The organism is Segeticoccus rhizosphaerae, assembly GCF_005222685.1.
GTDB lineage: Bacteria > Actinomycetota > Actinomycetes > Actinomycetales > Dermatophilaceae > Segeticoccus > Segeticoccus rhizosphaerae.
Genome location: NZ_SWMA01000008.1, coordinates 47,258 through 66,028 on the forward strand (window position 1 = coordinate 47,258; position 18,771 = coordinate 66,028).

15 protein-coding genes are annotated in these 18,771 nt (G+C 70.7%); 5 read left to right on the forward strand and 10 right to left on the reverse strand.

All coding sequences use genetic code 11. From position 1 onward, the window contains the following. The first annotated feature begins 63 nt into the window (after window positions 1–63). Together dinB and FCN22_RS08185 are read left to right on the forward strand one after the other, a co-directional pair. Window positions 64–1,290, forward strand: coding sequence for a DNA polymerase IV (dinB, locus tag FCN22_RS08180; RefSeq protein ID WP_137121058.1), 1,227 nt, complete (start codon window positions 64–66; stop codon window positions 1,288–1,290). A 146-nt stretch (window positions 1,291–1,436) separates the two neighbouring features. Next, on the forward strand, window positions 1,437–1,880 hold the full coding sequence (locus FCN22_RS08185; RefSeq protein ID WP_137121059.1) for an SCO2097 family morphological protein: 444 nt from the start codon (window positions 1,437–1,439) through the stop codon (window positions 1,878–1,880). Between the two features lie 89 nt (window positions 1,881–1,969). Here the strand turns inward: FCN22_RS08185 and FCN22_RS08190 are convergent, their stop codons facing one another. Next, complete coding sequence (locus tag FCN22_RS08190) at window positions 1,970–2,455, reverse strand: DUF456 domain-containing protein (protein WP_238384600.1); 486 nt, start codon at window positions 2,453–2,455, stop codon at window positions 1,970–1,972. A 3-nt stretch (window positions 2,456–2,458) separates the two neighbouring features. Then, complete coding sequence (locus FCN22_RS08195) at window positions 2,459–2,686, reverse strand: DUF7455 domain-containing protein (protein ID WP_137121060.1); 228 nt, start codon at window positions 2,684–2,686, stop codon at window positions 2,459–2,461. 393 nt (window positions 2,687–3,079) lie between these two features. Between FCN22_RS08195 and FCN22_RS08200 the strand changes: the two genes are divergently transcribed. After that, entirely contained in the window at window positions 3,080–5,209 is a 2,130-nt protein-coding gene (locus FCN22_RS08200; protein WP_137121061.1) for a DNA gyrase/topoisomerase IV subunit B, read from the forward strand. 117 nt (window positions 5,210–5,326) lie between these two features. Further along, a complete protein-coding gene (locus tag FCN22_RS08205) occupies window positions 5,327–6,748 on the forward strand; it encodes an APC family permease (protein ID WP_137121062.1) in 1,422 nt (473 codons plus the stop codon). Window positions 6,749–6,893: 145 nt separating this feature from the next. Here the strand turns inward: FCN22_RS08205 and FCN22_RS08210 are convergent, their stop codons facing one another. The 5 genes from FCN22_RS08210 to FCN22_RS08230 all read right to left on the reverse strand — a co-directional run bounded on the left by FCN22_RS08210 (window position 6,894) and on the right by FCN22_RS08230 (window position 13,361). Beyond that, window positions 6,894–7,871, reverse strand: a complete 978-nt coding sequence (locus FCN22_RS08210) for a ferredoxin family protein (RefSeq protein WP_137121063.1) — start codon at window positions 7,869–7,871, stop codon at window positions 6,894–6,896. Next, a complete protein-coding gene (locus FCN22_RS08215) occupies window positions 7,868–10,393 on the reverse strand; it encodes a DNA gyrase/topoisomerase IV subunit A (RefSeq protein WP_137121064.1) in 2,526 nt (841 codons plus the stop codon). Before FCN22_RS08215 ends, FCN22_RS08210 begins: the two co-directional genes overlap by 4 nt. A gap of 138 nt (window positions 10,394–10,531) precedes the next feature. Continuing rightward, on the reverse strand, window positions 10,532–11,965 hold the full coding sequence (locus tag FCN22_RS08220) for a dihydrolipoyl dehydrogenase family protein (protein ID WP_137121065.1): 1,434 nt from the start codon (window positions 11,963–11,965) through the stop codon (window positions 10,532–10,534). Further along, on the reverse strand, window positions 11,958–12,635 hold the full coding sequence (locus FCN22_RS08225) for an HAD family hydrolase (RefSeq protein ID WP_137121066.1): 678 nt from the start codon (window positions 12,633–12,635) through the stop codon (window positions 11,958–11,960). Before FCN22_RS08225 ends, FCN22_RS08220 begins: the two co-directional genes overlap by 8 nt. A 108-nt stretch (window positions 12,636–12,743) precedes the next feature. After that, window positions 12,744–13,361: a nitroreductase family protein gene (locus tag FCN22_RS08230; RefSeq protein ID WP_137121067.1), complete on the reverse strand. Its 618-nt coding sequence runs from the start codon at window positions 13,359–13,361 to the stop codon at window positions 12,744–12,746. Window positions 13,362–13,517: 156 nt separating this feature from the next. Here FCN22_RS08230 and FCN22_RS08235 point away from each other — a divergent pair, with 156 nt between their 5' ends. Next, window positions 13,518–15,365 carry an NAD(P)/FAD-dependent oxidoreductase gene (locus tag FCN22_RS08235; RefSeq protein WP_137121068.1) on the forward strand — a complete coding sequence of 616 codons (1,848 nt, stop codon included), beginning with the start codon at window positions 13,518–13,520 and terminating at the stop codon, window positions 15,363–15,365. Between the two features lie 16 nt (window positions 15,366–15,381). On the opposite strand, the gene FCN22_RS08240 is transcribed toward FCN22_RS08235, so the two are convergent. The 3 genes from FCN22_RS08240 to FCN22_RS08250 are packed head-to-tail and all read right to left on the reverse strand — an operon-like array spanning window position 15,382 to window position 18,726. Further along, a complete protein-coding gene (locus FCN22_RS08240; protein ID WP_137121069.1) occupies window positions 15,382–16,173 on the reverse strand; it encodes a metallophosphoesterase family protein in 792 nt (263 codons plus the stop codon). Beyond that, window positions 16,170–16,985 carry a type 1 glutamine amidotransferase gene (locus tag FCN22_RS08245; RefSeq protein ID WP_202911469.1) on the reverse strand — a complete coding sequence of 272 codons (816 nt, stop codon included), beginning with the start codon at window positions 16,983–16,985 and terminating at the stop codon, window positions 16,170–16,172. Before FCN22_RS08245 ends, FCN22_RS08240 begins: the two co-directional genes overlap by 4 nt. Next, window positions 16,960–18,726 carry an AMP-binding protein gene (locus tag FCN22_RS08250; RefSeq protein ID WP_137121070.1) on the reverse strand — a complete coding sequence of 589 codons (1,767 nt, stop codon included), beginning with the start codon at window positions 18,724–18,726 and terminating at the stop codon, window positions 16,960–16,962. Before FCN22_RS08250 ends, FCN22_RS08245 begins: the two co-directional genes overlap by 26 nt. Window positions 18,727–18,771 lie beyond the last annotated feature (45 nt).

Genomic DNA, 18,771 nt, shown 5'->3' on the forward strand with positions numbered 1-18,771 from the left:
GAGGCCCGGAGCGCCGAGGAGCGCGACCATGAGCATGAGCGACGAGCGAGGTAGATCACCAGCATGAGCAGGCGAGCGTTCGACGCACCGGAGCGCACGGCATACGGGGGACGTGCGGCACCCGACGACAGCCGCTGCCCGATCCTGCACGTCGACATGGACGCCTTCTACGCCTCGGCCTCCCTGCTGCACCGGCCGGAGCTGCGAGGGACTCCGGTCATCATCGGCGGAGGCAACCGGGGCGTCGTCCTGTCCGCCACCTACGAGGCCAGGAGCTTCGGGGTGCACGCGGCGATGCCGATGACGCGAGCCCGGCGGCTGTGCCCGCAGGCCACCGTGCTCGCCCCGGACCACCGGCTCTACCAGCGCATCTCCGACGCGGTGATGGCCTACTTCACCAGCATCACCCCTGTCGTCGAGCCACTCTCGGCGGACGAGGCGTTCCTCGACGTCTCGGGCTCTCGCCGTCGGCTCGGGCGGCCGGGCGAGATCGCGGCCAGGATCCGCGACACGGTCGCCGACGAGCAGGGGATCACCTGCTCGGTCGGCGTGGCACCGACCAAGTTCCTCGCCAAGCTGGCCTCCGGCCTCGCCAAGCCCGACGGGCTGCTCATCGTCCCCGAGGACGAGGCGGTCGACCTGCTGCACCAGCTCCCGGTCGGAGCGATCTGGGGCGTGGGCGACCGCACCGAGGAAACGCTGGCTCGGCTCGGGCTGCACACCGTCGCCGATCTCGCCCACACCCCGGTGGAGACCCTGCGCCGCGCGCTGGGTGACGCGGCCGGGCCGCACCTGCACGAGCTTGCCTGGGGCCGGGATCCACGCCCGGTGGTCCCGGCCCGGCGCGAACGCAGTATCGGCTCGGACGAGACGTTCGACCACGACGTGGACGACCCCGCGGTGATCCACCGCCAGCTACTGCGGCTCAGCGACCGGACGGCGGCGCGGGTCAGGGCCGCCGGCCTGGTCGGGCGCACCATCCAGCTCAAGGTGCGCTTCTCGGACTTCACGACGATCACCCGCTCGCGCACCGTGCGGGAGGCGACCGACGTCAGCCGGGAGGTCTACGCGGTTGCCCGTGACCTCTACGACGCGCTCGGTCTCCGGCGGGCCCGGATCCGCCTGGTCGGGGTGCGCATGGAGGGGCTACGGGAAGCCGCGGGCTCACCGATCCAGGGGCTGCTGGACGAGCCGGAACACGGCTGGAGGGAGGCCGATCGCGCCGTCGACCGGGCCAGCGCGCGCTTCGGCGCAGGGAGCGTGCGGCCGGCCGCGTTGATGGACCGATAGCGCTCGCGGCGACTCCCGGCTACCGTATCCGTCCCGGGCGACATATCCTTAGGAGGAGAACGGAGAGCGAAGGAGAAGCCACAACTCCATTTGGCCAGTCCACCGCTCGCCGGTACCAAGGTGCCGCCCGCGCACAGGAGGTCGAGATGCCGCTCTCTGAGCACGAGCAACATCTGCTGGAGCAGATGGAGCAAGCGCTGTATGCCGAAGACCCCAAGTTCGCGTCCCACATGGTGGGTTCGAGCGCCAAGGCTCGGCAGCGACGTCGGATCATCATCGGCGTGGTGATCGCGGTCGTCGGCCTGGTCCTCGTCGTCCTCGGAGTCATGGGCCAGCAGACCTGGCTCGGTGGCATCGGCTTCGCCGTCATGGTGGGCGGTGCCGGCTTGGCGATCACGCCGGCACGCGTCCGCACCAAGGGGGAGAAGCATCCGGGGATCGGGGCGGTCGGTGAGGACGGCAAGGTCGAGAGCGTGCGCAAGCCGGGCAGTGCCGGACGTCGCAAGAAGGGTGCGCCGCCCTCGCGCGGGAGTTTCATGCAGCGGCTCGAGGCCCGCTGGGACCGCCGCCGCGACGAGGGCTGGCACTGAGGGGACGAGGACTGGCACTGAGGGGACGAGAGCTGGCGCCGAGACGTGCCGCCTGACCCGAAGGGGACGCTGGACGCAGCCAGCTCCAGTCAGCGGGTGACGAAGACCGTGACGCCCCATCCGGCGGCGACCACCAGACCGGTGAGCAGTTCGATTCCGACGCTCAGCGCGATCGCGCGCAGTGCCTGTTTGGTGGAACCCCACGCAATCGGATGCGACCGCTGGCGGGCGCTCTCGGCGAGGTAGACCCCCAGCACAAAGCCGAGCGGGAGGCCGACGACCGGGAGCACGAAGAACCCGACCACGCCCAGCACGACGCCGGCGAGTGTGGTGGTGGTGCGCACGCCGGCGCGGCGCATCCGTCGCCCCGGAACGAGGTACTTGACCAGCGTGCCGACCGCGATCAGGAGGGTGGCGCACCCGAGGACCACCCATCCGAGGGTGATGCGGGCCTCCGTCGCCCACAGGGCCACGCCGGCCCAGACCAGCAACAGGCCGGGTAGCAGGGGGACGGCGATGCCGACCAGCCCGACCAGCATCATGGCCCCGGCGACCAGGGTCACCGGAGCCGGCACAGATCAGCTCTCGTCGACGGCGGCGGTGGGAGAGGGATCCTCGTGGAGTCGGTCGCTCTCGTCCTGGATCTCGAGGGCGAGATCGCGCAGCTTGGGAAGGTGCTCGCGGCCGTGGTGCGCGCAGAACAGCAGCTCGCCGCCTGCGGTGAGGCGGGCGCGCACGTAGGCCTGGGCGCCACAGCGGTCGCAGCGGTCCGCTGCGCTCAGGGTCGGTGCCAGTGCAGTTGTCACGTCAGCCATCCTTATGTCGTCGTGGGCGCCTGGGCGCCACCGGCGGGGGTATCACCCGATTGCTCGGGCACGTCATACTGGGACGCACACGAGGTGGTCACGGTTGCCCTGTGCTGGCCACCGTCTCGCACCCGTCCGTCCCTTCTCCAGTTGTGCTTGTCGTGGTGCTCGTCGATCGTGCTTGACGCTGATTTCAACAGTGAAGCACGCTCTTTCGTTCCCGCGAGCCAACGGCACGGCATGTGGACACAATCACGGCCGATTTCGCTCAGCGCGCAACTGCCTCCGGCCGTCGCCGCCGCGTGCCTGCCGGGCCCGCGAACGCGGGCGAGTTAACCTGCCCCCAACCGAAACCGTCACTTCCGCACGCCCGCTCGAAGGAGTCCTGTCTCCGTGGCCGCCACTCGCACCGTCAAGACCGCCCCCAGCAACTACACCGCTCGCCACCTGCAGGTGCTCGAGGGGCTGGAGGCGGTGCGCAAGCGACCCGGCATGTATGTCGGGTCCACCGACTCGCGTGGCCTGATGCACTGCCTGTGGGAGATCATCGACAACAGCGTCGACGAGGCGCTCGGCGGTTACTGCGACCGGATCGAGGTCGTGCTCCTGGCGGACGGCTCGGTCGAGGTTCGCGACAACGGCCGCGGCATCCCGATCGACATCGAGCCGAGGACCGGACTCACGGGTGTCGAGGTGGTCTTCACCAAGCTGCACGCCGGTGGGAAGTTCGGGGGTGGCTCCTACACGGCGTCCGGTGGCCTGCACGGCGTCGGCGCCTCGGTGGTCAACGCCCTGTCGGCGCGGCTGGACGTGGAGGTCGACCGGGGCGGCAAGACCTACGGCATGAGCTTCCGCCGGGGTGAGCCGGGTGTCTTCGACGACCCCAGGTCGGGCAAAAGCCCGGAGGCGACCTTCACGGCCTACGTCAAGAACAGTGAGCTGCGGGTCGTCGGCAAGGCGCGGCGTGGCGTCACCGGGTGCCGGGTCCGCTACTGGGCCGACGGCCAGATCTTCCTCAAGCAGGCCGCCTTCAACTACGACGAGCTGGTCGCGCGTGCCCGCCAGACGTCATACCTCATCCCGGGGCTCACCCTGGTCATCCGGGACGAGCGGGGGCTGGCAGGGACTCCCGGCGAGGAGGGTCCGACCGAGGAGGTCTTCCAGCACGACGGGGGCATCAGTGAGTTCGCCGAGTTCCTCGCCCCGGACCCGGCCGTCACCGAGGTCTGGCGGCTGCAGGGCTCCGGCACCTTCACCGAGACGGTGCCCGTGCTCGACGACAAGGGACACATGTCGCCGAAGGAGGTCGAGCGCGACTGCGAGGTCGACATCGCGGTGCGGTGGGGCACCGGCTACGAGACCAAGACGGTGTCCTTCGTCAACATCATCGCCACCCCCAAGGGCGGCACCCACCTGGCCGGGTTCGACCAGGCGTTGCTGAAGGTCTTCCGCAAGCAGCTCGAGGTCAACTCGCGGCGCCTCAAGGTCGGGAACGACAAGGTCGACAAGGACGACATCCTCGCTGGCCTCACCGCGGTCGTGACCGTGCGGCTGGCGGAGCCGCAGTTCGAGGGCCAGACCAAGGAGGTCCTCGGGACCTCGGCGGTGCGCTCGATCGTGGCCAAGGTGGTCGAGAAGGAGCTGGGTGCCCACCTGACCGCGACCAAGCGGGGGGCGAAGGCGCAGGCCAGCCTGTTGCTCGAGAAGGTCGTCGCCGAGATGAAGTCGCGCATCAGCGCCCGGCTGCACAAGGAGACCCAGCGGCGCAAGAACGCCCTCGAGTCCTCGTCACTGCCCGCCAAGCTGGCCGACTGCCGCAGCAGCGACGTCGACCGCTCCGAGCTGTTCATCGTCGAGGGGGACAGCGCGCTCGGCACGGCCAAGCTGGCCCGGTCGTCGGACTTCCAGGCGCTGCTGCCCATCCGCGGCAAGATCCTCAACGTCCAGAAGGCCTCGGTGGGGGACATGCTCAAGAACGCCGAGTGCGCCGCCATCATCCAGGTCGTCGGAGCCGGGTCGGGCCGGTCCTTCGACCTGGACATGGCGCGCTACGGCAAGGTCATCATCATGACCGACGCCGACGTCGACGGCGCCCACATCCGCACCCTGCTGCTGACGTTGTTCTTCCGCTACATGCGGCCACTGGTCGAGGCCGGCCGGGTTTATGCGGCCGTGCCGCCGCTGCACCGCATCGAGGTGATGAATGGTGGCGGGAAGAAGAACGAGCTGATCTACACCTACAGCGAGGCGCAGATGCGCAAGACGGTGTCCGCCCTCACCAAACGCGGGAAGAAGACCAAGCAGCCGCTGCAGCGCTACAAGGGCCTCGGCGAGATGGACGCCGACCAGCTGGCCGAGACGACGATGGACCCGCGCCAGAGGACCCTGCGCCGGGTGACCCTCAAGGACGCGGAGCTGGCCGAGAAGGTCTTCGAGCTGCTCATGGGCAGCGACGTGGCGCCGCGCAAGGACTTCATCGTGGACTCGGCCAGTGCGTTGGACCGAGAGCGCATCGACGCCTGACGCGAGTCCGGGCACGCCAAGCCGGCCGCGCTCCCAGGGGCCGAATGCCGAGAATTTACAAGACTTCAGGCCCTAGGCGGTGGACAAGGCACCGCCGATCGGGTCACCGTGTGCGCCATGAACCAACCAGCGCGCACTGCCATCGCGGACGAGCACGAGGGTCAACCCGAGCTCAAGCGGGCGATCGGACCCGGTCTGCTGCTGCTGTTCATCGTCGGTGACATCCTCGGCACCGGCGTCTACGCCCTGACCGGCAAGGTGGCGCAGGAGGTCGGAGGTGCCGTCTGGCTGCCCTTCCTGTGTGCCTTCATCGTCGCCATGCTCACCGCGTTCAGCTACCTCGAGCTGGTGACCAAGTACCCGAGGGCCGGTGGCGCCGCGGTCTATACGCACAAGGCGTTCGGCATCCACTTCATCACCTTCATCGTCTGCTTCACCGTGATGTGCTCCGGCCTCACCTCGGCCTCGAGCGCGTCCAAGGCGTTCGCCGGCAACTTCGGCAAGGCGACCCACATCGAGCTGCCGGAGGGCGGGTTCGGGCTCCTGCTCGTCGCGTTGGCGTTCATGGCCCTCGTGGCGGCGGTGAACTTCCGCGGGGTCGGGGAGAGCGTGAAGGCCAACGTGGTCCTCACCCTGGTGGAGCTGTCCGGCCTGCTGATGATCATCGGGATCGGCGTGTGGGCCATCGCCGGCGGCAAGGGCGACCCCGCCCCGCTCACCGACTTCAGCACACCCGGTGGCCAGTCCGGCTTCCACGCCGTCACGGCCGCCACGGCGCTCGCGTTCTTCGCGATGGTCGGCTTCGAGGACTCGGTCAACATGGCGGAGGAGACCAGGGAGCCCTCGCGGATCTTCCCCAAGATCATGATCATCGGACTGTCCATCACCGGAGTCATCTACGTCCTGGTGTCGATCTCCTCCGTGATGCTCGTACCGGTCAAGGAGCTCGGGGAGGGCAACGCGCCGCTGCTCAAGGTCGTGCAGGCCGGTGCACCCGCCTTCCCTGTCGGGATCTTCGCGTTCATCACGATGTTCGCGGTGGCCAACTCGGCGTTGATCAACATGCTGATGGCCTCCCGGCTGCTCTACGGCATGGCCCACGAGAACGTCCTGCCGAAGCCGCTCGGCAAGGTGCACGCCGGTCGGCGGACCCCGTGGGTTGCCATCATCTTCACGACGCTACTGGCCTTCGGGCTGATCTACTTCGCCGACCTCGAGGCGCTCGGCGGCACGACGTCCCTGCTGCTGCTGTGCGTCTTCACGGTCGTCAACATCGCCGTGCTGGTGCTGCGCAAGGACACGGTGGAGCACCAGCACTTCAGGGCACCGACCGCCATACCGGTCATCGGCGCGATCCTGTGCGCCTACCTGGTGACGCCGTTCTCGGGACGGGACACCGCCGACTACCAGATCGCGGGATGGCTCTTCGTGATCGGCGTCGCACTGTGGGCGCTCACCTGGCTCGCCAACCGGGCCCTCCACGGGCGGCCCACCTACATCAAGGACCCGGACAAGATCGGCCGCGACGACCGCCGGTGAGCCCTCAGGGCGGCCCTGTCCGTGCGTTGTCCGCGGTTCCGCGGATCGTGCCCGGCTGAGCAGTGATGACGCGTGCGTTTTCCGCGGTTCCGCGGATCGTGCCCGGCTGAGCGTTGAGGCTGCGTGCGTCGCCGGGTCGAACCGCTCACGTGGGCGCAGTGGTCCGGTCAGGGGCGAGCAGGGTGGTGTGCCAGGTCGTCACGGGAGCGGCGCCCTTGCCACACGAAGCGGGCAGCTCGGCGGGCCCGACCTCGCGCCGGACCTCGACGTTCCAGTGCCGGCCGTCCGCGTGGGTCACGCCGGCGAGCCAGCGCCCGCCGGCCGAGGGGGCGCTGACGGTCGCCAGGGCAGTGAGGTCGGTCTCGCCGATCTCGGCGCGCACGAACGACTCCGCCGCCTGGGCCTGCGGCGGCAGCGCACTGCGTCCTCGGTCATGGACGGTGCCGAGCAGGAGCCGGGGGAGCTGCCCGTCGGCCGCCGCGTCCACGGTCTGCGCCGCGAGGTCGGTGTCGAGCCTGGCCAGCGTCTGACCGTGGGGGAGCAGGATGCCCGTGGGCGCGAACCGGTGACCGCCGGTGTGCGAGCACTCCCAGACCCGACCCGGCTGCCGCTCGGCGGCACCAGCGGCGACGGGTCGGCCGCGCACCGCGCAGCAGACGTCCCGCTTGGCGTTGGTGCAGACCAGCAGGACCGGCTCGGCGGGTGCGAGTTCCGGCCACCGACGCATGGCAGCCTCCCGGTCACCGGTGCCGAGCAACTCGGGATCGATCCGGTGCAGCAGCTCGGCCGGGTCCGCGACGGTGCCCGACAACAACCAGGGCGCCTCGCCCGACCAGGCGACGAAGACCCGGTGCGACTGCGGCGTATGGCGATCCGGGTGCACGCCCGGGCGCCGAACCAAGATCAACCGGCCCCCGGCGTCGGCACAGGCACGGGTGAGCTGGTCACCGACGTCCGGCGCGAGGTGAGACTCGCGGGCGGCGTCGCGCCCCCACGGTCCCTCCTGCTCGAGGGCCACCCAGAACCGGGCCACCGAGGCGGTCCCGTAGGCCGGGGCCTCGAGGTTGTCCCAGAGCACCGAGCACGCGTCCGGGGCGCTGCGGCCGTGGGCCAGCGAGGTCACTCGCGCCCCGCGGGGAACTCCGGCAGGGGCAGCTCGGCGGCGGTGGGTTCGGTGCTGGTGTTGCCGGAGACCTCCGGCAGCGCGCCGGCGATGGCGGCGATCGGCGCGGGCGCCGGCACCCCGGACCCGTCACGCCGGCCGTTCGCCTTCGGCAGCTCGATCGACACCCCGCTCGCCCCGGCTGCTCGCGCGGGTGTCGCGCCGGCCCAGGCCAGGATGAGGGTGTCCTCGCCGCGCAGGAACCGGTGGCACCGCACACCTCCCGTGGCCCTGCCCTTGGCCGGGTACTCGTCAAAGGGCGTGACCTTCAGCGAGCCCGCCTCGGTCCCTGGCAGGGATCCCTCCGAACCGCTCACGGTGGCGAGCACGTTGTCGACGGAGAGGTCCACCGCCCCGAAGAAGACGACCCGGTCCTTGGCGCCGAGCTTGATGCCCGCGACGCCGCCACCCCCGCGACCCTGCGGCCGGACCGCGGAGGCCGCGAAATGCAGCAGCTGCGCGTGCGCAGTGGCGAAGACCAGGTGCTCGTCGCCCGTGGCCAGCTCGACCGCACCGACCACCGAGTCCTGGTCCTTCAGCGAGATGACCTCCCAACTGTCCCTGTTGGCAGGGTGATCCACGGTGACCCGCTTGACCACGCCGTGCGCCGTGCCCAGCGCCAGCCCCGGGGAGTCAGGCGAGAGGGAGGTCAGCGTCAGCGGCTGCTCACCGTGCGGCAGGTCGACGAAGGCCGCCAGCGGCGCGCCGCCGGACAACGACGGCGCGCCGTTCGTGGGCGGGAGGGTCGGCAGGTCCAGTGCCGACAGCCGCACGACGCGGCCCAGGGAGGTGACCAGCCCGACATACCCTCGCGCGGTGGTGCGGACGGCGGCGGTGACGGCGTCGTGCTTGTGCCGTCCGCCCTCATTCGACAGGGGATCGGCGGACGTGGTGCGGGCCAGCAGGCCCGTCGAGGAGAGCAGGACCCAGCAGGGGTCGTCGCTGACCTCGAGCGGGGTGGCGGCGGAAACGGCCTGACCCACCGACTCGAGCAGCACGGTCCGCCGCGGTGTGCCGTGCTTCTTGGCCACCTCGGCCAGCTCGTCGGACACGGTCTTGAGCAGGAGCTTCTCGTCCTCGAGGATCGCGCGCAGTGCCTCGATCTGCTGCTCCAGCTCGGACTTCTCGGTCTCCAACTCGATGCGGGAGAACTTGGTCAACCGCCGCAGCTGCAGGTCGAGGATGTAGGTGGCCTGCGCCTCGGACAGGTCGAAGACGTCGATCAGGCGGGCCCGGGCGACACCCGCGTCGTCGGAGCTGCGGATCACCTGGATCACCTCGTCGATGTCCAGGATCGCGATCAGCAGTCCCTCGACCAGGTGCAGGCGCTCCTCGCGCTTGCGCAACCGGTAGGCGCTGCGCCGGCGCACCACGTCGGTGCGGAAGTCGAGGTAGACCTGGAGCAGCTCCTTCAGGCCGAGGGTGCGTGGCTGGCCGTCGACCAGGCAGACGTTGTTGATGCCGAAGTTGTCCTCCATCGGCGTCAGCTTGTAGAGCTTCTCGAGGACCGCCTCGGGGTTGAAGCCGTTCTTGACCTCGATGACCAGCTGCAGCCCCTTCTTGCGGTCGGTCAGGTCGATGACCCCGCTGATGCCCTGCAGCTTCTTGGCCTGGACGAGGTCCTTGATCTTCTCGATCACCTTCTCCGGGCCGACCGTGTAGGGCAGCTCGGTCACGACGATGCCCTTCTTGCGGGGCGTGACGTTCTCGATCCGCGTGGTCGCCCGGGTCCGGAAGCTGCCACGGCCGGTGAGGTAGGCGTCGCGGATGCCCTCGAGCCCGACGATTCGGCCGCCGGCGGGCAGGTCGGGCCCGGGGACGAACTTCATCAGGTCGTCCAGCGAGCAGGTCGGGTGCTTGATCAGGTGGCGGACCGCGCCGATCACCTCGACCAGGTTGTGCGGCGCCATGTTGGTGGCCATGCCGACCGCGATGCCGCCGGCGCCGTTGACCAGGAGGTTGGGGTAGGCAGCGGGCAGTACCTCCGGCTGCATCAGCTGGTCGTCGTAGTTGGGGACGAACTCGACCGTGTCCTCGTCGAGGCTGCCGGTCATCAGCAGCGCCGCGGGAGCCATCCGCGCCTCGGTGTAGCGAGCGGCGGCGGGGCCGTCGTCGAGGGAGCCGAAGTTGCCGTGGCCGTCGACCAGCGGCAGGCGCATCGAGAAGGGCTGTGCCATCCGCACGAGGGCGTCGTAGATGGAGGCGTCGCCGTGCGGGTGGTACTTGCCCATGACCTCGCCCACGACGCGGCTGCTCTTGACGTGCGCGCGGTCGGGCCGCAGCCCCAGCTCGTTCATGCCGAACAGGATCCGGCGCTGCACGGGCTTCAGGCCGTCGCGGGCGTCCGGGAGCGCGCGGGAGTAGATGACCGAGTAGGCGTATTCGAGGTAGGCGCCGCGCATCTCCTCCTCGACGTCGATGTCGACGATGTGCTCCTCGAAGTCCTCGGGCAGCTGGGGGGTCGTCGACTTGCGGCGGGCCATGCGCGGGGTGTCTCCTTGCTCGAGCGGTCAGGCGTCAGCGACCCATCCTCTCGCACCCGTCCGCGTGGTCGGTCACCGACGCGCCGGTCGTGCTCGTGGGCCCCGCTCCTGTCCTCGCTGCGGCCGTGCCTTCGCCGTCTAGAGACCGTACTCCTCGAGGAAACGCAGCCACACCTCGCTGATCGTGGGGTAGCTCGGCACCGCGTGCCAGAGCCGTTCGAGCGGCACCTCGCCGGCGACAGCCACGGTGGCCGAGTGCAGCAGCTCCGCGACGTCGGGGCCGACGAACGTGACGCCGACGAGAACGCGACGGTCCTCGTCGACGACGAACCGCGCCTTGCCGGAGTAGCTCTCGCGGTGGAGGTAGGCGCCGGCGACGTCGATGTCGAGGTCGACGACCCGCGTGCGCAGCCCCGCCTCCCCGGCCTCCGCCGCAGTGCGGCCCACCGAGGCCACCTGGGGAGTGGTGAAGACCACCTGCGGCACCGCCACGTGGTCGGCCGCGAGGGAGTATGCCGTCCACGCCGCGATCGTGTCGGGCAGCTCGCCCCGGGCACGGGCCACGACCACGGACCCGACGATGCGCGCCTGGTGCTTGCCCTGGTGGGTCAGCGGCGCGCGACCGTTGACGTCTCCCACGGCGTGCAGCCAGTTGCCGTCCAGCCCCTCGACCACCCCGCTGTCGTCCACCGTCAGGGTCTGGCCGGGTTCCAGGCCCACCGTCTCCAGGCCGAGGTCGGAGGTGGCCGGACGGCGTCCCGTGGCGACCAGCAGCTCGTCGCCACTGACCGTGCTGCCGTCGTCGAGCTGCAGGTGCACACCCTGGTCGTCGCGGTCCACGCCACGGGCCCGAGCGCCGGTGTGCAGCGTGACGCCTTGAGCCCGAAGGGAGTCGGCGAGCATCTCGCCCGCGAAGGGTTCGGCGCGGCCGAGCAGTCCCGAGTCGGCCACCAGGGTGACGCGGCTGCCGAGTCCGGTGAAGGCCTGCGCCATCTCCGACCCCACCACGCCGCCACCGAGCACGACGAGGCTCGGCGGCACCTCGTGGGCGCTGGTGGCCTCGCGACTGCCCCAGTGCTTGGTGTCGGCAAGTCCCTCGATGGGTGGCTCGGCCGGCACCGACCCGGTCGCCACGACGACTGCGTGCCGCGCGGTCAGCTGTCGCACCCCGTCGCCGGTCGTGACCTCGACGGCGCGTTCCCCCGCCAAGCGGCCGTGACCGCGCAGGATCTCGATGCCGACACCGACGGCCCACTCCACCTGCCCGGCGTCGTCCCAGTGAGCGGTGAACTCGTCACGGCTGCGCAGGACCGCTGGCACGTCGAGGTCTCCGGCCGCCGCGGTCCCGCCACCGGGGACGTGTCGTGCGGCGTCGACCGCTTCGGGCGGACGCAACAGCGCCTTGGACGGCATACAGGCCCAGAAGGAGCACTCCCCGCCATAACGTTCCGCCTCGACCAAGACGGTGCGCAGCCCGGCTGAGGCGGTGCGCTCGGCGGCGTTCTCGCCGACCGGGCCACCGCCGATCACGATGACGTCATAGCTCGGATCCGGCGTGTCCTGCTCACTCATCTGCACACCGTGCCACACCTTCGCCCGCTTCGCGCGAGACCAGGTCGACTGCGTCGGTGATGGTGTCCGCCTGGCGGTCGACCGGGCCGTCCGCGTCGTCCCAGGCCCGGCCGTGCCGCAACCAGACGGAACGGATGCCCGCTGCGCGCGCGCCTCCGATGTCGGCGACCGGGTTGTCGCCGATCATCCAACGTGCGCCACCAGGACCACCGAGCCGCTCGATCGCCAGCGCGAAGATCGCCGGATCGGGTTTTGCCACACCGGCTTCGCCCGAGATGACCACCGTGTCCACGTGTTCGGTCAGGCGGAGGTGCTCCAGCTTCGCCCGCTGCAGGTCCGCAGGACCGTTGGTGACGACGCCGAGGCGAAAGCCGCTCCGGCGCGCCCGGGCCAGGGCGGCCAGAGCACCGTCGACCAGGTGGGTGTGGCCGGCGGCCTGTGCGATGTAGTCGGCGTGCAGGTCGCCGGCACTCGCGCGCACCCCGAAGCGCTGGCGGAAGGCGGCGAGCCGGTCCTGCGGGTACATCGGCCGGACCTCGTCACCGGTGAGGAAGTCGACCATCTCGGCGCGATGCTCGGCGGTGAACCGTGCGACCCACTTCTGGGCCCATGCGCTGAAGCCGCGGTCGGCGTCGGTGAGGGTGTCGTCCAGGTCGAGCAACAGGATCATGCTTCTCGACCCTAGACCGGCGCCGCGATCAGCGTCCCGGGCCCGGGTCGAGGCCTCCCGGGCGACCGTCGGGAGCGGGTGAGGGGAGCCGGCCCAGGTCTGGCGGGTTCAGAGCCGGTCGTGCTGGCCGAACCGTCCGTGGTGGACGACCTGCTCGGCGCCGCGCCGGCCCCGTTTGAGGCTGGGGCTCTTGCGGTCGGGTGCGGGGTAACCCAGGGCGACGACGCCGATGACGGTGCGGGCCGGAGGGATGGCGAACGTCTCGTGCACCGCGGCCTGCGACTCGGGCGGCACCCCGAAGAACAGCCCGCCCAGCCCTTCGTCGACGGCGGTCAGCAGCATGAGCAACGCGGCCATGCCGGTGTCGATGTCCCAGTAGGGGACCGGCCAGCGAGCCTCGTCCCGGTCGGTCCAGCCCTTGTCGGGCTCGGCGTAGCGGTCGAGGTAGGCGTCCTTGTGCGAGCAGCAGAGGATGAGGGCCGGCGCGGTCTGCAGCCCGGCCAACCAGGAGTCGGGCGCGGCATCCGGGTCGGTGGTCGCGTCCCAAAACGCTTGGCGCTCCTCGGGTTTGGTCAGCACCACGAAGTCCCAGCCCTGGCTGAACCCCGCGCTGGGGGCGCGGGTCGCGTGTCGCAACACGGTGTCCAGCACCTCGTCGGGCACCCGGCGGTCGGGCTGGTAGCGCCGGACCATGCGGCGCTTGCGGACGACCTCGCGGAACTCCATGCGGCCACGATCTCACCCGTGCACAGTTCGGCGCGAGCGCCACGGGTGGCCGTGTGCCACGCGTCCCCGCTGTACCGGTCGAACCGGAGACGGGCCCTGTCGCGAACACGTCCCGAGGTGGTGTGATGTGGGTCCCAGCCGTCGAAGGAGCGAGCCATGACCCAGACCGTCGAGTCGCGCGGAGCCGGGACCGAGCAGGAGGCAGGTGCCGCGGCCCCCGACGCGAGCCAGGCGAGGGTCGACGCCTGGTTGTCGGAGTTCGAGCAGGCACTGACTGCCCGCGACGTGGAGGCGGCCACCCGGTTGTTCGCCCCCACCTGTTACTGGCGCGACCTGATCGCTTTCTCCTGGAACCTCACGACGGTGGAGAACCATGAAGGCGTCGCCGACCTGCTGCAGCGCACCCTCGAGACCACCGACCCCTCCGCCTTCCGCACCGAGGAGCCACCGACGCAGGAGGACGGGGTGGTCACCGCCTGGATCCTGTTCGAGACCGCTGTGGCCCGGGGCCGCGGCTTGCTCCGGCTGACCGACGAGGGTGCCTTCACCCTGCTGACGACGGCCTACGAGCTCAAGGGACACGAGGAGCCGCGCGGCCGCAGGCGTCCCAAGGGTGCCGAGCACGGAGCGCGGCGCGACCGCACCTCCTGGCGGGAGCAGCGTGAGCGGGAGGCCGAGGAGCTCGGCACCTCGCGCCAGCCCTACGTGCTGGTGGTGGGCGGCGGCCAGGGGGGCATCGCCCTCGGCGCCCGGCTCCGTCAGCTCGACGTGCCGGCGATCGTGATCGACAAGCACGACCGCCCGGGTGACCAGTGGCGCGGCCGCTACAAGACCCTGTGCCTGCACGACCCCGTCTGGTACGACCACCTTCCCTACCTGAAGTTCCCGGACAACTGGCCGGTCTTCTCGCCCAAGGACAAGCTCGCCGACTGGCTCGAGTCCTACACCAGGACCATGGAGCTCAACTACTGGGGCGGCACCGAGGCCAAGCACGCGGCTTACGACGAGGACGCCGGGGAGTGGACGGTCACCGTGGAGCGGGAGGGCCGTCAGGTCGTGCTGCACCCGAAGCAGCTGGTCCTGGCCACCGGGATGTCGGGCAAGCCCAACCTGCCGAGCTTCCCCGGGATGGACGTGTTCCGCGGTGAGCAGCACCACTCCAGCGAGCACCCTGGTCCGGACGCGTATGCCGGAAAGCGTTGTGTCGTCATCGGGTCGAACAACAGCGCGTTCGACATCTGTGGTGCGCTGTGGGAGCACGGCGCGCAGGTGACCATGGTGCAGCGGTCGTCCACGCACATCGTGCGGTCTGACTCCCTGATGGAGATCGGCCTGGGCGCGCTCTACTCGGAGGAGGCAGTGGCCGGGGGGATGACCACGGAGAAGGCCGACCTGACCTTCGCCTCGCTGCCCTACCGGATCATGCACGAGTCGCAGATCCCGCTGTACGAGCAGATGCGCGAGCGCGACCAGGACTTCTACCAGCGTCTGGAAAGTGCTGGCTTCTGGCACGACTGGGGCGAGGACGGGTCCGGCCTGTTCATGAAGTACCTCCGGCGCGGCTCCGGCTACTACATCGACGTCGGGTCCGCAGACCTGGTGGCGAACGGTGACGTGGCGCTCGCCCACGGGCAGGTGGACCACCTCACCGAGGATGCGGTGGTGCTGCAGGACGGCACGGAGCTGTCCGCCGACCTGGTCGTCTACGCGACCGGCTACGGATCGATGAACGGCTGGGCGGCCGACCTGATCTCCCAGGAGGTCGCCGACACGGTGGGCAAGGTCTGGGGGCTCGGTTCGGACACCGCCAAGGATCCCGGTCCCTGGGAGGGCGAGCAGCGCAACATGTGGAAGCCCACCCGGCAGGAGGCGCTGTGGTTCCACGGCGGCAACCTGCACCAGTCGCGGCACTACTCGCTCTACCTCGCGCTGCAGCTCAAGGCCCGTCAGGTCGGCATCCCCACGCCGGTCTACCGGCTGGCCGAGGTGCACCACCTGTCCTGAGCCGTATGCCGGGTGCTCACCCGCCCGCGGAGCGCCCGTCACGCGGCCCGAAGGCAGCGAGGGCCTCGGCGTCGCTGGATGTCGAGAGGAGGTATTCCTCCGTCCAGGCGTCGACGTCCGGGTAGTCGCACGTCGCGGCGATCGACGCCCGGGCCACGTCCACGTCGAAACCGCTGCTGCCCAAGGTGACTCGGCCGCCCTCGAGCAGGGCCCAGTGAGCGCCGTCGCCGCCGTACGGCATACCGACGCTGCCCGGGTTGACCACCAGACGCCTGTTGACCAGCCGGGTGAAGGGCATGTGGGTGTGGCCGCAGACGACCGTGCTCACGTCCTCCGGCAGGGCCGCGAACGCCTCCGCCCAGCGGGACATGCGGGTGTCGACGAGCACGACCTCGTCAAGGTCTCGGGGAGTCCCGTGGCAGAAGAGGACCGGGCCGAAGCCCTCGACGGGCACGGTGACCGGGTGGGGGAGCGAGTCGAAGAGATCCACCTGATCGGGCCGCAGCTGCCCCGCTGCCCAGCTCGAGATTTCGTCGGGCACCGCCACCGCCTCACCGCGCGCGATCCTGGCCAGGTCCCGGTCCGCGTTGCCCTGCACGAGCACCGCCCGGTGGCCGAGCCCGACCAGGCGGTCGAGCACGGCCACGGGCTGCGGCCCGGCCGCATGGTCCCCGGTGACCAGCACCAGGTCGGCGCCGGCCACCGCGGGTTCGGCAAGGGCGGCGTCGAGGGCCGGCAGCACGCCGTGCACGTCGGAGAGCACGGCCACGGATCGAACAGGGCCGTCGAAGGTCGGCAGGGACGTCATCCGGCGTGGCGGGAGGTGGCGATCTCCGCAAAGCGCCGCGCGACCTCGCGCCACACCGCCGCGGAGGCCGGTTCGTCGGCCTCGGCCTGCCGCACCACCTCATCGGGGTCGAAGCCCTGCTCGCGCAGCCGGTCACGGTCCCACTTCCGGACACCGGCGGCGTCGGCCTCGGGGTGGAACTGGAACCCCCACGCGGGCGCGCCCTCGATCCGGAACGCCTGGTAGGGACAGCGGTCGCTCTGCGCGAGCCACACTGCGGTGGCCGGCAGTCCGGTGATCGCGTCGACGTGGTGCTCCATGCCGGTGACGACTTCGGGGAGCTCCCGGAACAACGGGTCGTCGGCCGCCTCCGGGCGCAGCGTGAGCACCGTGCTCCCGCTCTCGGGCAGCCCGTGGTCGGGCTTGACCTCGCCACCGGCGATGTGGGCCAGCAGCTGCCCACCCAGGCAGATGCCGAGCAACGGGACGCCGGACTCGAGCGCCGCACGGGCGAGCGCCCGCTCCTGGGCGAGCCACGGCGCCTTCTCGTCGGCGTCCGGCATGAGCCCACCACCGAGCAGGACCAGCGCTGCGACCCCGTCCGTCGACTCCGGCAGCGCTGCGCCGTCATAGGCCTCGACGAGGTCGACTCGCAGCCCGTCCTCGGCGAGCCAGTCGCCGAGCCGGCGCAGGCCGGAGGTCTTGGAGTTCTGGATGACCAGGGCGCGGTGCTCTGCAGCGGTGATGGTGCTCAGTCCTTCGGTCCGTGTCGCGGGGTCGGTTCGGGGTCGCGTCGTCGGTGGTCGGCTAGCCCTTGAGGTCCGGGAAGTCACTCTCCCAGAACTCCAGCTCGCTCGCCCTCGAGGTGAGGTCCTCGCCGGTGCCGTGCGACGCGTCCTCGCGTCCGCGCAGCTCGACGCGGCGGATCTTGCCGGAGATGGTCTTGGGCAGCTCGCCGAACTCGATCCGCCGGATCCGCTTGTACGGCGCGAGGTGCTCCCGGGCGAACCGCAGGATCGACTCCGCGGTCTCCTTGGTGGGCTCGTGACCACCGGCCAGCACGACGTAGGCCTTGGGCACCGACAACCGGGTCGGGTCCGGGGAGGGCACGACGGCGGCCTCGGCGACGGCCGGGTGCTCGATGAGCACCGACTCCAGCTCGAACGGGCTGATCCGGTAGTCCGAGGCCTTGAAGACGTCGTCGGCGCGGCCGACGTAGGTGATGTAGCCGCGCGCGTCCCGGGAGGCGACGTCGCCGGTGTGGTAGGCGCCGTACTCCATCGACTCGGCGGTCCGCCCCGCGTCGCCGTGGTAGCCGGCCATCAGCCCGACCGGACGACCTCCCGGCCCGGACAGCGGCAGGCACAGCTCGCCCTCGGCGCCGTCGCCGGTGCGCTCCTCGCCGGTGAGCGGGTCGAGCAGGACCACGGTGTAACCCGGCAGCGGCCGACCCATCGACCCGGGGACGATCTCCTGGCCGGGTGGGTTGGCGACCTGCGCCGTGGTCTCCGTCTGGCCGTAACCGTCGCGGATGGTGAGCCCGAGAGCGGTCCGCACCTGCTCGATGACCTCGGGGTTGAGCGGCTCACCGGCGCCGACCATCTCGCGCAGCGACAGCCGGTCGCGCCAGCTGGCGAGGTCCTGCTGGATGAGCATCCGGTAGACGGTCGGCGGCGCGCAGAACGTCGTCACCTGCTCGTCGGCCATCGCCTGCAGCAGCGCCGGCGCGTCGAACCGCTCCTGGTTGACCACGAGGATCGTCGCCTCGGCGTTCCACGGCGCGAAGAACGAGCTCCACGCGTGCTTCGCCCAACCGGGGGAGGAGATGTTGAGGTGCACGTCGCCCGGTTGCAGACCGATCCAGTAGACCGTCGAGAGGTGTCCGACGGGATAGGAGAGGTGGGTGTGCTCGACCAGCTTGGGGCGTGCCGTGGTGCCAGAGGTGAAGTAGAGCAGCAGCGTGTCGTCTCCCCGCGTCTGACCGGACGGCTGGAAGGCTCCCGCGAAGGACGTCGACTCGGCGTATGACGTCCAGCCGGCAGTGTCGTCCGCCTCACCCTCCCCGACCGCGACCCGGGTGAAGTCGCCCGGGATGTCGCTGAACTTGGCGGCGTCCGCCGCCCGCGCGACCACGTGCCGCACGGCGCCTCGCTCGATGCGGTCCGCGAGGTCCTGGGTGGTCAGCAGGGTGGTGGCCGGGATGAGCACGGCGCCGAGCTTGATGCAGGCGAGCATGGTCTCCCAGAGCTCGACCTGGTTGTTCAGGACGAGCAGGACGCGATCGCCGCGCACCACGCCGAGCGAGGTCAGCCAGCCCGCCACCTGGGAGGAGCGCCGCGACATCTCGGCATAGGTCACGCTCAGTCCGGAGCCGTCGGCCTCGAGGATGCGCAGGGCCGGCCGCGTGGCGGTCGCGGGGTCGGCGGCAACGCGGTCGAACCAGTCGAGTCCCCAGTTGAACAGCTCCGGCCGCGGGGGGTCATATTCCGCGACGGCCCGGTCATAGTCCTCGCGCCGGTCCAGCAGCAGGTCACGGGCAGTGCGAAACTGGGTGTACGAGTCGGTCTCGGCCATGGCCCGACCCTAGTACCGCAGCACGGGTCGTGGACGGGGACCGAC

Excerpts from the sequence above, each read along its gene's own strand:
- FCN22_RS08215 (WP_137121064.1), bottom strand. The coding sequence starts at position 10,393 with ATGGCCCGCCGCAAGTCGACGACCCCCCAGCTGCCCGAGGACTTCGAG.
- dinB (WP_137121058.1), top strand. The coding sequence starts at position 64 with ATGAGCAGGCGAGCGTTCGACGCACCGGAGCGCACGGCATACGGGGGA.
- FCN22_RS08205 (WP_137121062.1), top strand. The coding sequence starts at position 5,327 with ATGAACCAACCAGCGCGCACTGCCATCGCGGACGAGCACGAGGGTCAA.
- FCN22_RS08185 (WP_137121059.1), top strand. The coding sequence starts at position 1,437 with ATGCCGCTCTCTGAGCACGAGCAACATCTGCTGGAGCAGATGGAGCAA.
- FCN22_RS08250 (WP_137121070.1), bottom strand. The coding sequence starts at position 18,726 with ATGGCCGAGACCGACTCGTACACCCAGTTTCGCACTGCCCGTGACCTG.
- FCN22_RS08220 (WP_137121065.1), bottom strand. The coding sequence starts at position 11,965 with ATGAGTGAGCAGGACACGCCGGATCCGAGCTATGACGTCATCGTGATC.
- FCN22_RS08230 (WP_137121067.1), bottom strand. The coding sequence starts at position 13,361 with ATGGAGTTCCGCGAGGTCGTCCGCAAGCGCCGCATGGTCCGGCGCTAC.
- FCN22_RS08235 (WP_137121068.1), top strand. The coding sequence starts at position 13,518 with ATGACCCAGACCGTCGAGTCGCGCGGAGCCGGGACCGAGCAGGAGGCA.
- FCN22_RS08240 (WP_137121069.1), bottom strand. The coding sequence starts at position 16,173 with ATGACGTCCCTGCCGACCTTCGACGGCCCTGTTCGATCCGTGGCCGTG.
- FCN22_RS08225 (WP_137121066.1), bottom strand. The coding sequence starts at position 12,635 with ATGATCCTGTTGCTCGACCTGGACGACACCCTCACCGACGCCGACCGC.